Genomic DNA, 12,183 nt, shown 5'->3' with positions numbered 1-12,183 from the left:
GCGTGTAACAAAATAATAAACACGCTTATGAAAAATTTTACCCTCCTTTACTTACTTTTTTTTACATGTATAAGTAGTACACTTAGCCAGAATATTGAGATTTATGTCAGTGATGGCGGTAATTTCAGCATTCCACCATGGCAAATCTTAAAGTTCGATGAAAATGGTGATAACCCAGAAGTTTTCATCAATACCAATTTAGCATGGCCTCAAGATATTTTGTTTTTAGAAGACCAAAATGTAGTATTAATATCCAATCTCAATTCAGGAACCATAGCTAAGTTCGATTCAAGTACAGGTGCTTTTGTTGGTAATTTTGCATCGGGAATAGGCGGTCCAACCAGAATGAAAATTGGTCCAGATGGTCTTTTATACGTGCTGCAATGGAGTGGAAATGGAAGAGTATTGAGATATGAATTAGATGGTACTTTCCTTGGCGCATTTACGTCTACTGGTGTAACTAATAGTATTGGACTAGATTGGGATAATGCAGGGAATCTCTATGTTTCTTCATACAGCACTGATAATATTAGACGCTATAATAGTTCTGGAACTGATATGGGGAATTTTGTGAACTCTAATCTGGTAGGTCCAACAAATATTGTTTTTGACGATGCTGGCAATTTAATCGTATTAGATTATGATGGAGATACTGTAAAACGGTTTGATGCCAATGGGAATTATCTTGGAGTTTTTATATCTGGAGTAGACCAATCTGAGGGAATAGATTTTATGCCCAATGGTGATATTTTAATAGGAAATGGTGGGACAAGTGCTGTAAAAAGATATACCAGTAGTGGCGTCTTTATTGAAGATTTTGTAGCTTCAGGATCAGGCAATTTATTGTTGCCAAACGCCGTAAGAATTAGAGATTTGAGTTTATCTGTTCCCGATTTTGAATTTGAGGAGAATACAGTGTTTTTAAAATCAAATGTTGGAAATAAATTTATTATTAAATCAGATGTTCAAAGTAACAGAGCATCTAAAAAAGTATACAATATTTTTGGAGCTCTTATCGAACAAGGAGAGATTACAACATCACTTGTTTGGGACGCCGAAAGTGCTTCTGAAGGATTGTATTTTATTAAGATTGAACTCGACAATGGCAGACAGCTAACACAAAAAGTAGTTGTCGTCAACTAAAAGTCATAAAAGCAATAAAAAAAGACCGCTTATTTCTAAGCGGTCTTTTTTTGTAGCGTGGGGGAGATTTGAACTCCCGACCTCCGGGTTATGAATCCGACGCTCTAACCAACTGAGCTACCACGCCAAATGAGGCTGCAAATATAAAAACAAATTCAATCGTAGCAAACATTCCGTCATTAAAAATATTTTTTTGAAATAAGTTTTAAACTAAACAATTAATGTATATATTGAGCGAACTAATATGAGGATTTATGGATGATAAAATAAAATTTGAACTTGAGTTTCCAATACATGCTTCACCGCAATTAATATATCAATATATCTCTACGCCATCTGGTTTATCTGAGTGGTATGCCGACAATGTTAACTCCAGAGGAGAGCTATATACCTTTATTTGGGACGATAGTGAAGAGCAAGCAAAATTGCTTAGCAAAAAAAGTAGCGAACGTGTAAAATTTCGTTGGTTAGATGATGAAGAAGATAATCCATCAAGCTATTTTGAGATTAGAATTCAAGTTGACGAAATAACAAAAGATGTATCATTAATTGTTACAGATTTTGCTGAAGAAGATGAAGTTGAAGAAACCAAGATGCTTTGGGAAAATCAAATAGCAGATCTAAAGCAAGTTTTAGGTTCTGCATAATAAAAAGATTGTTTAATGATTTATATTTGTCCCGATTTTTTATCGGGATTTTTTTATGGTAAATTTTAATGGAAAACTTCTAAGTGAAACGACTTTTATTTCAATTCACAATCGTGGCTATAAATATGGTGACGCTCTTTTTGAAACACTTAAAGTTGTAGACAACAACATATTATTTTGGGAAGACCATTATTTTAGACTAATGGCATCCATGCGTATACTACGTATGGAAATTCCGATGAGTTTTACCATGGAGTTTTTAGAAGAAGAAATTCTGAAAACAGTTGAAGCAAATGCACTTTCAGGAGAAAATACAAGAGTAAGATTTAATGTAGATAGAGGCGAAGGAGGAACGTATATGCCAATGCAAGATTCTATCAATTACAGTATAGTTGTTGAATCTTTAGAGCATTCAGCCTATAGTTTTAATGACACTGAAAATTATAGAGTAGATCTGTTTAAAGATCATTATGTAAATGCAGGAATGCTTTCTAACTTAAAGTCTAATTCTAAAGTTATTAATGTGCTTGCCAACATTTATGCTAAAGAAAACGAATTGGATAATTGTATTCTTCTGAATAATAACAAAGGTGTTGTTGAAGCAACCCAAGGCAATCTGTTTTTCGTACAAGGAAATACTATAAAAACTCCAACCTTATCTGACGGTGCTCTAAAAGGTATCATGAGAAAACAAATCATGGAACTCATCAAGGAATATGAAGACTATTCTATAGAAGAAGTGTCAATTTCACCTTTCGAGATTCAGAAATCGGACGAGGTATTTATTACAAATGTCATTACAGGGATTCAATCTGTAACGCACTACAGAAAAAAGGAATTCAAGTGTACAGTTGCTAAACAACTGTTAGAAAAATTGAATGAAAAATTAGGATTGACTAGTTAGTTATAACTAGGATTTTCTGGAGCATTAGACCAAATACTGTATTCACCTCCAAGTTCGAGCATTTTTTCTTTCCAAAAGGTTTCACAGCATTTATCAATAAGACCTTCTTTGTATACATTTTCGGTAACAACCCAAGCATTAGATTCCAACTCGGATTCTAATTGCTCTGGTTCCCAACCAGAATACCCTAAAAAGAAACGAATATCTTTAGTTTCGAGCTTTCCGTTTTTGAGCAATTCTAAAACAACTTCAAAATCGCCGCCCCAATATATACCCAAAGAGATTTCTATACTGCCTGGGATTAATTCAGGAACTTTATGGATAAAGTATAGATTATCTTGCTCAACAGGACCGCCGTTAAATATTTGGAAATCAGAATCTGTATCTGCTATAAGATCACTTAATGTAAAATCTAGAGGTTTGTTTAAAATAAAGCCAATAGAACCTTGTGCAGAATGGTCGGCTAGCAATATTACCGATCTATTGAATGATAGATCGCCTATAATTGATGGTTCTGCAATAAGTAGGTTACCTTTATTTGGCTGAATTGTAATCATAGATTGGTATGATTTATGAATAAATCTAACACATATTTGTTAAATAACCAACAAATATTGGGCTAATTATCCCAGTTCTTCTAACGTTATGAATAAAAAAAGCCTGCTAATTAGCAGGCTTATATCTTTTTGAATTAAATCAATTAGTTTACTGCGTTGCTTAAATCAGAACCTGCTTTAAACTTAACAACATTTTTAGCTTTGATTTTTATAGTTTTTCCAGTCTGAGGGTTTCTTCCATCTCTTGCCGCTCTTCTAGAAACTGACCAAGATCCAAATCCTACTAAAGATACTCTGTTACCTTTTTGTAAAGCTCCTTCAATATCGATTAATAAAGAATCTAATGCTTTCTTAGCAGCAGCTTTAGTAATCCCAGCATTTTCTGCCATTCCATTGATTAAATCTGTTTTGTTCATAAAATTTTAATTTTAATTATTAAATATTGGGTTAAACGTTATTGTTAAATCCTCGTACAAATTTATACGGATAATTCATCTACGCAAGTAATAGCAAGGGAAATCAGCGTTTTTGTTAATAACTTGAAGCATTTGTTAATAAAGGGTATGTATTTCGTCGGATATTTTGCAAATCCAAGAAATATAAGCACTTAGCAGAGTTTTGCGTCTTTAGAAAATTCAAAACCGTTTAAAAGAGATTTCACATCCATTTTGCGCTTTCCAGGAAGTTGTAATTCTTTAATATTTATATATCCACCTTTTGCAGCTACTTTCATTTCCTTAGAATCTATAATTATTGTACCATTTTCATGTGTATGTGCTTCGTACATCTTTTCAATATCAAACAATTTCACGCTAGATATTATATCATTATTATGCAATTCGGACCAAGCAGAAGGAAAAGGATTTAGTCCTCTAATCTTATTATATATATTGTCTAGTGAATCATTCCAATCTATCTTGCAGTTTTCCTTATTAAGTTTGTATGCTGTTTTAAGATCGGCAATCTTTGGTTGGATTGTAGTCGTAACATTTCCAGATTCAATAAGCTTCACTGTATCGATAACTAATTCACTTCCTAATGTCATAAGCTTATCATGAAGGCTTCCTACGGTTTCATCATCATCTATACTTATATCTTTCCAGTCGATTATAGCACCAGTGTCAATCTTTTCATCAATAAAAAATGTTGTAACACCAGTAGTGCTTTCACCATTAATTATTGCCCAATGAATTGGAGCTGCACCTCTATATTGTGGCAATAATGATGCGTGTAGGTTAAAAGTGCCATATTGAGGCATCGCCCAAACGACTTCAGGTAGCATCCTAAAAGCAACTACAACCTGGAGGTTAGCATTAAGGCTTTTTAACTCATGTATAAAGTCTTCAGATTTTAAATTAGTAGGCTGCATGATTTTGAGACCTTTGTCCTTTGCGTATTTTTTTACAGCAGATTCATTTAGCTTTCGACCACGACCAGCAGGTTTATCTGGAGCAGTAATAACACCGACAACATTATAACCACTAGTTACTAAGGCATCTAGTGTGGCTACTGCAAAATCTGGTGTTCCCATAAAAACTATTCTCAATGTGTCTTTCATGCTTTTAATCTATATCTATTTGTTGTTGTTATTTCTATTGTGTTGTCTTCTAATAATTCTCTCAAACAATTAATGATTTCATCTTCAGAATAATTGCTTTTTTCAACCAATTCCCTAGACGATAATGATTTGGTTTTCAATAATTCTAGTACCAGTGATTTTATACCTGAATGTTTGACTCCTTTTATTTTACTGCTACATACAGAGCACTGGCCACATGCTTCAGAATTATACTCATCAAAGTAATTCAGTAATTGAACACTTTTGCAAATTTCCGTATTATTTACATAATCTAGAACAGACTTAATTTGATCTTCTTTAATCCGATGTTGCTGTTCAATAGTTCTTACGATAGGATTAATGGTTTTTTCATCTTCTCTTGGTACTAGGAATGTAATTTCCGCATCTGTATTTGATGTTTGAAACTCAATAATATTATCATTTTGCAACTGATTGAGCGCATTAATGATTTCTTTTTCCTTTACATTAATCTTATTTGCAATGAGAAAGGTGTTAATCTTGGTCATGTGATCAAAAACGCCACCATAAGTTCTCAAGATGACCTTAATATATTGACCAATGTCTTTGAACTTTTCAATATAACTAAACAATTGTTCATTAGTTATTATAAACTGTAGCTTGGTTTGATAACTGAACTGCTGCGATAACCCTATAATACTATTCCTATCGAGAATTTTTAAGGCATTATAGGTAAGCGTTTTGTTAAGTTCGTAAGTATTGCAGAACAAGTTAAAATTGAGTTGGTGACTTGTATGCTCACCTTCACCATAAGATATTTGAAAATAATTATTTAGTTTCTTGTATACTAGTTTTATAAAATCAACACTCGGTAATGTTTTTAAAAATTGACCTTTCAGTTGGTCTTCATCTGCATTTTGTTTCAAAATAACTGCAAATGAAGTATCACCATTTCTACCAGCACGCCCAGCTTCTTGATAATAGCTTTCTAGACTTTCAGGTAAATTGATATGAACAACTGTTTTTACGTTAGGCTTATCAATTCCCATGCCAAATGCAGTGGTCGCAACCATGATGGTTTTCTGGTCATGAAGCCATTGATTTAAACGATTTTGCTTTTCATCTGAATCGATACCACCATGATAAAATGTACTTGAAAATCCTTTTGCTCTCAAGTGTTTGTCTATATCTTCTGAAGCATTTCTACTTCTTACATAAATTATAGAAGACCCATCGTATTTCTTTAGAATCTGTTCCAAAGTATATAATTTGTCTTCAGAATGCAGTACATGATATGCAATATTCGGCCGCCTAAACGATCCTTTGTATATTTTCGGAGCCACACAGTCTAAACGCTCTAAAGTCTCTTCTATAACTTTAGATTTGGCTGTAGCAGTAAGCGCAATAACATTAACATGAGGATGAAGTTCTCTGAGTGATGTTATGTTGAGATAAGCAGGTCTGAAATCATTTCCCCATTGACTGATGCAGTGCGCTTCATCAACAGCAATTAGATTGACATTCATTTGCTGAATACGCTCCTTAACTATAGATTGTTGCAGTCGTTCTGGCGAGAGGTACAGAAATTTATAATTACCATAAATACAATTATCCAATAACTGATCTAATTCAGAATATGAAATCCCGCTGGTAAGTGCAATTGCTTTGATACCTTTAGCATTGAGGTTGCTCACTTGGTCTTTCATTAAAGCAACTAAAGGAGAAATAACAATACAAATGCCTTCTCTTATAAGTGCTGGAATTTGAAAACAAATAGATTTTCCTCCACCAGTAGGTAACAAAGCAAAAGTATCTTCATTATCTAAAACTGACGAGATAATGTCTTCTTGTAAAGGTCTAAAAGAAGTAAAATTCCAATAACGCTCTAATACTTCAATAGGATGCTGCATTATTGCAAATGTAAGGTGTCTAGAATAAAATCTGTTCTAAAATCGACACTTCCAAAAGGAACATCTATAAGTTTATAATCAAAACGCGTGTAGGTTTTTAGTAAATACTCATGAATCTCGATAGCTTGTTCAAAGTTTTCGTAACGCTCACTATCACTCACGAAGATTTCCTGCCAAGGAGCTAGGATAAAAACATAATCGTACTTATGATTTTCGCAAGCAGAAACAAACTCGTCTGGATATGTGTCACCTATATAATCCATATATGCCAAAACGTCTGGCAGACCTCGATCCAAAAATACTACAGAACTTTCATGTGCTTTGGCATCTAAAAATTGCTGCTTTCTGCCTTCAAGAAGCATTTCACTAAACAATAAAGGATTAGTTAGAAATAGCTGCTCTATCCCTTGTTCTCTGGCTTTAAGAGTAACCTGTCTAGAGATTTCTTCAAAGCAAACAAAGCCTCTTTGCTCAAGATTATTAATGATGGAAGTTTTTCCAGTACCAGGACCTCCCGCTATGACAATTTTTTTTGTGCTCAATTTGGCAAGATTTTGGCAGTAAAAATCGTGAATTTCATTTCAAATAAAAAATGTAAAGATAAATGTATCTTTACGCACTTAAAAAGAGACTATGAACGCATTCGAAAAATCGGAAGAATTTTATAAAAAACTAAGAGAACAATTATACGATACGGCATCTTGGCCATCTGAATATTTATATAAGTTTATTGTGAAATCAGACTCACAAAAAATTGCAGAAGTCGAAGCACTTTTCAATAACCTTGGCGCAGTTATCAATACTACAGAATCAAAGAAAGGAAGCTACACTAGTATCTCTATAAATGTATTGATGAAGGACCCAGATGCAGTTATAGCAAAATACAAGGAAGTAGCAGAAAATGTAGAAGGCGTTATTTCTTTATAAATAGAGATTCTATATTCTTTTTTTTTGTACTTTGCGATTGTACAAGTACTACGTACATAATATTTTTTTGACTACACACTTTTTTTATTTTGATAGAAGATTTAGAATACAATACAGAACGAGAACATTTGATTATTCCTGAATATGGAAGACATATTCAAAAAATGATTAATCATGCTAAAACTCGTGAAGATAAAGAAGAACGAAACAAACTGGCAAAAGCAATCATCTCTGTAATGGGGAATTTGCAACCGCATCTTAGAGATGTGCCAGACTTTCAGCATAAACTCTGGGATCAGTTATTTATAATGTCCAATTTCGAATTGGATGCAGACTCACCATACGAGAAACCTTCAAAAGAACTTTTAGAAGAACGTCCAGAACCTTTGGAATATCCTCAAAACCATCCTAAGTATCGTTTTTATGGCAACAATATAAAGACGATGATAGACGTTGCTGTAACATGGGAAGAAGGAGAGTTGAAAGAAGCTTTGGTGTATACCATAGCAAACCACATGAAGAAGTGTTTTTTGAACTGGAATAAAGACACTGTAGAAGATGACGTAATCTTCGACCATTTGTTTGAACTGTCTAAAGGGCAAATTAATCTCAAAAACTCTGAAGAAGATTTAACAGACTCTAGTAGTCTAATGCGAAATAGAAAGAAGCATTCTAAGAACCAAAAAAGTAACAAAAAGAATAACAGAAACAGAAAACGTTATTAATACGAATGGGAACATTTAAGATTGAAGGAGGACACCAGTTAAAAGGTGAAATCCAACCTCAAGGCGCAAAGAATGAAGCACTACAAATTCTATGTGCTGTTCTTCTCACACCAGAAAAAGTTACAATACACAATATACCAGACATCGTAGACGTCAATAAACTCATTAAGTTATTACAGAGTTTGGGCGTTAAAGTTGAAAAGCTTTCCAATAATTCGTATTCGTTTCAAGCCGATGAAGTAGATCTAGATTACCTAGAGACACAACAATTCAAGATAGATGGAAGCGGCCTTAGAGGCTCTATAATGATTGTTGGGCCGTTATTAGCACGTTTTGGAAAAGGTTATATTCCCAAGCCTGGAGGTGATAAAATAGGCCGTAGAAGGTTAGATACACATTTCGAAGGATTTATTAATCTAGGCGCTAAGTTTAGATACAACAGAGAAGATTATTTCTATGGCGTAGAAGCAGAAGAACTAAAAGGGACATATATGCTTTTGGACGAAGCTTCTGTAACTGGAACTGCCAATATTGTGATGGCAGCAGTTTTAGCCAAAGGAACTACAACAATATACAATGCAGCTTGTGAGCCATACTTACAACAACTTTGTAAGATGCTCAACAGAATGGGCGCCAAAATATCTGGTATAGGTTCCAACATGTTGATTATAGAAGGTGTAGACAGTTTAGGCGGAACAGAGCACACGATGTTACCAGACATGATCGAAATCGGAAGTTGGATTGGCTTAGCAGCAATGACTAAAAGTGAACTCACGATTAAGAACGTTAGCTGGGACGATTTAGGACAAATTCCTTCGGTATTTGGTAAACTAGGAATTACTGTAGAGCGCAGAGGCGATGATATTTACATTCCAGCTCATGTAGATGGATATGAAATTCAGAATTATATAGATGGTTCTATCCTTACTATAGCAGATGCACCATGGCCTGGGTTTACACCAGACTTACTTAGTATAGTATTAGTTGTAGCCACGCAGTCTAGAGGAGAAGTAGTGATTCATCAAAAAATGTTTGAAAGCCGCTTATTCTTTGTTGATAAACTTATAGATATGGGCGCCAAGATTATACTTTGCGATCCACATAGAGCAACAGTAATAGGTTATGACTTCAAGAGTCAATTGAAAGCAACGACAATGGTATCACCAGACATTAGAGCAGGTATTTCATTGTTAATCGCTGCCCTTTCAGCAAAGGGAACATCAACAATCCACAATATCGAGCAAATTGATAGAGGATATGAAAATATAGACGAGCGCCTTAGAGCAATTGGTGCTAGGATAGAGCGAGTATAGCATTATTTCCCTTCTCTTTCTATAGTTCTAAAAAGTCTGTATATAAAAGAGTTTATCAGGTTGTCTCTGACTTTGGTCATATTTACAGGTTGTCTCTGACTTTGGTCATATTTATATTCTCATTAGAATTAGCACCAAGCACACCGTTTATAAGTAACGATTCTCTGGGTTCTGAACTAAATTCATAGCTTTTTTCAACCCGCTTTGTATTATTTTCATAGCGTAGATTGGCAACAATTTTGAGTACAACATGGTATGCGATGTCGTCTTCTTCAGTACAATCACTCATAGACACGGTCTGAATTTCGGAATATTCAGATAACATAATGTAGTCAATAGTTAATTGTGGATACACATCGGGATGATAAGTATCAAAAATAATGTTAGTCTTTTTTGCCTTTTCAGTTAAAAGCGTATTGAATTTTTTGATGTACAAAGGATCTTTATGATAATCTTGAAAGAATTTTGTACTATCAGAAACATAAGTAATTACTTCTGGGTTAAATAAGTAATTAATATGCTTTGGAGTTTTAAACTTCTTATTTCTAATGAGATGGTTGTTCCCAACATTTCTTACGTTGAATAAAGAGCATGAAGTAACTAAAGAAAATAGAAGGAAGTATATTATTTTTGTTTTCAAAAGGATAGTTTTGTGACAGGTATCAAATATTATACCATGTCCATATTAATTGATGTATGAAATACCCAAAAATTCCTCTGGCACAGACAGTCGTGTCACTATGCAAAGCAAAAAACATAGAGCATATTGTTATTTCTCCTGGGAGTAGGAATGCACCTCTAACAATTGGGTTTACACACGATCCGTTTTTTAAATGCTATAGCATCGTTGATGAGCGTTGTGCTGCTTTTTTTGCTTTAGGGATAGCACAAAAAACTAAACATCCTGTTGCTCTTGTTTGTACTTCAGGAAGTGCGTTGCTTAATTACTTTCCGGCTGTAGCCGAAGCTTATTATAGTGATATACCATTAGTAGTATTGTCAGCAGATAGACCAAAGTACTTGGTTGGTATCGGAGATGGTCAAACCATAGACCAAAAAGATGTGTACGGGACTCATGCATTATATTCTGCAAACTTAAAACAGGACATTAAACCAGAGAATCTTGAACAAGAAGATGATATTCCGCTGATGAAGAGTATCGAGAATAAGTTTGAAAAGTTCCTCGGTCTGCAAAAATCTATAGAACAAGAAAATTCAGAAGCAATAAATAAAGCTTTGAATGTATCTATTACAGGTAAAGGACCAGTTCATATTAATGTTCCTTTTGAAGAACCATTGTATGAATTAATCGAAGCACCTACAGTATCTCCTGAAGTTATTCCTACTGAAGAAAAAGCAGTACCTCTGAATGTTGAAACTTTAAGTGAGTTAAGTAACATTTGGAATAATTCAGCACGTAAGATGGTACTGGTTGGTGTGAATGCTCCAAATGAAATTGAGCAACAATGGCTGAGTCATTTAGCAGAGGATGATAGCGTTTTGGTATTTACCGAAACGACATCTAATCTACATCATACGGACTTTTTTCCGAGCATAGATCAAATTATTGCACCACTAGATGATGAAGGGTTTAAAGCATTGCGACCCGAAGTGCTTTTAACTTTTGGAGGTATGGTCGTTTCTAAGAAAGTAAAAGCGTTTTTAAGGAAGTATAAACCGAAACACCATTGGCACGTAGATGCCAAAAAAGCTAATGATACATTTTTCTGTTTGAATGAACATATCGTTACACACCCAAATAGTTTTTTTGAGCATTTTCTACCAGATACAGTTAGAAAAGAAAGTACGTATAGGCAATACTGGAAAGAGGTAAAAAACCATAGACTTCAAGCACATAAAGGCTATCTAGAAAGCATGCCTTTTTGTGACTTTAAAGTATTTGATCACGTTTTAAAATCAATTCCCAACAATTCTGTTCTCCAAGTTGGTAATAGCTCAGCTATTCGCTATACACAGCTATTTTCTTTAACCCCAACAGTACAAGTGTATTGTAATAGAGGCACTAGTGGAATAGATGGTAGTACAAGTACAGCGATAGGATACGCTTCAGCTTCAGAAGCACCTACAGTCTTTATCACAGGAGATCTAAGTTTCTTCTACGACAGTAATGCACTTTGGAGTAATTACGTCCCGAATACTTTCAGAATAATTCTAATAAACAATGGAGGAGGAGGAATATTCAGGATTTTGCCAGGACATAAAAACACTGAAAATTTTGATAGATATTTTGAAACGAAACATCAATTAAATGCTGAGAATCTTTGCAATATGTATAACATCGAATATAATTCGGTGAGAGATGAGCGGGCTTTAGTTGAGGCTTTGAATTCTTTCTACAATGAAAGTAGTCAGCCAAAATTACTTGAGATTTTCACACCTTCAGAATTGAACGATGAGATACTTCTGAATTACTTTAAGGTGATAGCTTAATTTTTTTGGTGTAACTTTTTTTAAATACTTTAGTCTAACATATGGAAATTACTCCAACTAACTTAAAAC

Annotated in this window: 13 protein-coding genes and 1 tRNA gene; 7 read left to right on the top strand and 7 right to left on the bottom strand. The window is 34.2% G+C overall.

The genetic code is table 11. The annotated features are described in order from the left end of the window. Positions 1-27 precede the first annotated feature (27 nt). The gene (locus NCE97_RS04970) at positions 28-1,143 is read left to right on the top strand and encodes a T9SS type A sorting domain-containing protein (protein ID WP_353777810.1); all 1,116 of its coding nucleotides are present in this window, start codon (positions 28-30) and stop codon (positions 1,141-1,143) included. A 53-nt stretch (positions 1,144-1,196) separates the two neighbouring features. Here the strand turns inward: NCE97_RS04970 and NCE97_RS04965 are convergent. Beyond that, positions 1,197-1,270 (bottom strand) — tRNA-Met (locus NCE97_RS04965). Between the two features lie 127 nt (positions 1,271-1,397). On the opposite strand from NCE97_RS04965, the gene NCE97_RS04960 reads away from it, so the two are divergent. Together NCE97_RS04960 and NCE97_RS04955 are read left to right on the top strand one after the other, a co-directional pair. Next, entirely contained in the window at positions 1,398-1,790 is a 393-nt protein-coding gene (locus tag NCE97_RS04960) for an START-like domain-containing protein (protein WP_353777808.1), read from the top strand. 55 nt (positions 1,791-1,845) lie between these two features. Continuing rightward, positions 1,846-2,694, top strand: a complete 849-nt coding sequence (locus NCE97_RS04955) for an aminotransferase class IV (RefSeq protein ID WP_353777807.1) — start codon at positions 1,846-1,848, stop codon at positions 2,692-2,694. Here NCE97_RS04955 and NCE97_RS04950 read toward each other — a convergent pair. From NCE97_RS04950 to NCE97_RS04930, 5 genes are all read right to left on the bottom strand, one after another. Next, positions 2,691-3,251 carry a YqgE/AlgH family protein gene (locus tag NCE97_RS04950; RefSeq protein WP_353777805.1) on the bottom strand — a complete coding sequence of 187 codons (561 nt, stop codon included), beginning with the start codon at positions 3,249-3,251 and terminating at the stop codon, positions 2,691-2,693. The two genes, NCE97_RS04955 and NCE97_RS04950, sit on opposite strands and share 4 nt — an antisense overlap. A 143-nt stretch (positions 3,252-3,394) precedes the next feature. Next, positions 3,395-3,667, bottom strand: a complete 273-nt coding sequence (locus tag NCE97_RS04945; RefSeq protein ID WP_278005962.1) for an HU family DNA-binding protein — start codon at positions 3,665-3,667, stop codon at positions 3,395-3,397. A 191-nt stretch (positions 3,668-3,858) separates the two neighbouring features. After that, complete coding sequence (fmt, locus tag NCE97_RS04940; protein ID WP_353777803.1) at positions 3,859-4,809, bottom strand: methionyl-tRNA formyltransferase; 951 nt, start codon at positions 4,807-4,809, stop codon at positions 3,859-3,861. Continuing rightward, complete coding sequence (locus NCE97_RS04935) at positions 4,806-6,698, bottom strand: RecQ family ATP-dependent DNA helicase (protein ID WP_353777801.1); 1,893 nt, start codon at positions 6,696-6,698, stop codon at positions 4,806-4,808. Before NCE97_RS04935 ends, fmt begins: the two co-directional genes overlap by 4 nt. Next, positions 6,698-7,240 (bottom strand): AAA family ATPase, encoded by a 543-nt coding sequence (locus NCE97_RS04930; RefSeq protein WP_353777799.1) that lies wholly within the window; start codon positions 7,238-7,240, stop codon positions 6,698-6,700. The genes NCE97_RS04935 and NCE97_RS04930 overlap by 1 nt, the downstream gene beginning before the upstream one ends. A 91-nt stretch (positions 7,241-7,331) precedes the next feature. On the opposite strand from NCE97_RS04930, the gene NCE97_RS04925 reads away from it, so the two are divergent. From NCE97_RS04925 to murA, 3 genes are all read left to right on the top strand, one after another. Beyond that, positions 7,332-7,625 (top strand): DUF493 family protein, encoded by a 294-nt coding sequence (locus NCE97_RS04925; protein WP_353777797.1) that lies wholly within the window; start codon positions 7,332-7,334, stop codon positions 7,623-7,625. An 89-nt stretch (positions 7,626-7,714) separates the two neighbouring features. Further along, the gene (locus NCE97_RS04920) at positions 7,715-8,350 is read left to right on the top strand and encodes a DUF4290 domain-containing protein (RefSeq protein ID WP_353777796.1); all 636 of its coding nucleotides are present in this window, start codon (positions 7,715-7,717) and stop codon (positions 8,348-8,350) included. Positions 8,351-8,355: 5 nt separating this feature from the next. Then, a complete protein-coding gene (murA, locus tag NCE97_RS04915) occupies positions 8,356-9,663 on the top strand; it encodes a UDP-N-acetylglucosamine 1-carboxyvinyltransferase (RefSeq protein ID WP_353777794.1) in 1,308 nt (435 codons plus the stop codon). Positions 9,664-9,745: 82 nt separating this feature from the next. Here murA and NCE97_RS04910 read toward each other — a convergent pair whose 3' ends face one another. Beyond that, a complete protein-coding gene (locus NCE97_RS04910; protein ID WP_353777793.1) occupies positions 9,746-10,303 on the bottom strand; it encodes a hypothetical protein in 558 nt (185 codons plus the stop codon). Between the two features lie 56 nt (positions 10,304-10,359). Here NCE97_RS04910 and menD point away from each other — a divergent pair, with 56 nt between their 5' ends. After that, positions 10,360-12,114: a 2-succinyl-5-enolpyruvyl-6-hydroxy-3-cyclohexene-1-carboxylic-acid synthase gene (menD, locus tag NCE97_RS04905; RefSeq protein ID WP_353777791.1), complete on the top strand. Its 1,755-nt coding sequence runs from the start codon at positions 10,360-10,362 to the stop codon at positions 12,112-12,114. Positions 12,115-12,183: the final 69 nt, after the last annotated feature.

Origin of the sequence: Winogradskyella sp. 3972H.M.0a.05, from assembly GCF_040493455.1 — a bacterium.
GTDB lineage: Bacteria > Bacteroidota > Bacteroidia > Flavobacteriales > Flavobacteriaceae > Microcosmobacter.
Note: the sequence above shows the minus strand (reverse complement) of the source record. Positions and strands in the feature narration are given on the sequence as shown.

Excerpts from the sequence above, each read along its gene's own strand:
- NCE97_RS04970 (WP_353777810.1), top strand. The coding sequence starts at position 28 with ATGAAAAATTTTACCCTCCTTTACTTACTTTTTTTTACATGTATAAGT.
- NCE97_RS04960 (WP_353777808.1), top strand. The coding sequence starts at position 1,398 with ATGGATGATAAAATAAAATTTGAACTTGAGTTTCCAATACATGCTTCA.
- NCE97_RS04955 (WP_353777807.1), top strand. The coding sequence starts at position 1,846 with ATGGTAAATTTTAATGGAAAACTTCTAAGTGAAACGACTTTTATTTCA.
- NCE97_RS04950 (WP_353777805.1), bottom strand. The coding sequence starts at position 3,251 with ATGATTACAATTCAGCCAAATAAAGGTAACCTACTTATTGCAGAACCA.
- NCE97_RS04945 (WP_278005962.1), bottom strand. The coding sequence starts at position 3,667 with ATGAACAAAACAGATTTAATCAATGGAATGGCAGAAAATGCTGGGATT.
- fmt (WP_353777803.1), bottom strand. The coding sequence starts at position 4,809 with ATGAAAGACACATTGAGAATAGTTTTTATGGGAACACCAGATTTTGCA.
- NCE97_RS04935 (WP_353777801.1), bottom strand. The coding sequence starts at position 6,698 with ATGCAGCATCCTATTGAAGTATTAGAGCGTTATTGGAATTTTACTTCT.
- NCE97_RS04925 (WP_353777797.1), top strand. The coding sequence starts at position 7,332 with ATGAACGCATTCGAAAAATCGGAAGAATTTTATAAAAAACTAAGAGAA.
- murA (WP_353777794.1), top strand. The coding sequence starts at position 8,356 with ATGGGAACATTTAAGATTGAAGGAGGACACCAGTTAAAAGGTGAAATC.
- menD (WP_353777791.1), top strand. The coding sequence starts at position 10,360 with ATGAAATACCCAAAAATTCCTCTGGCACAGACAGTCGTGTCACTATGC.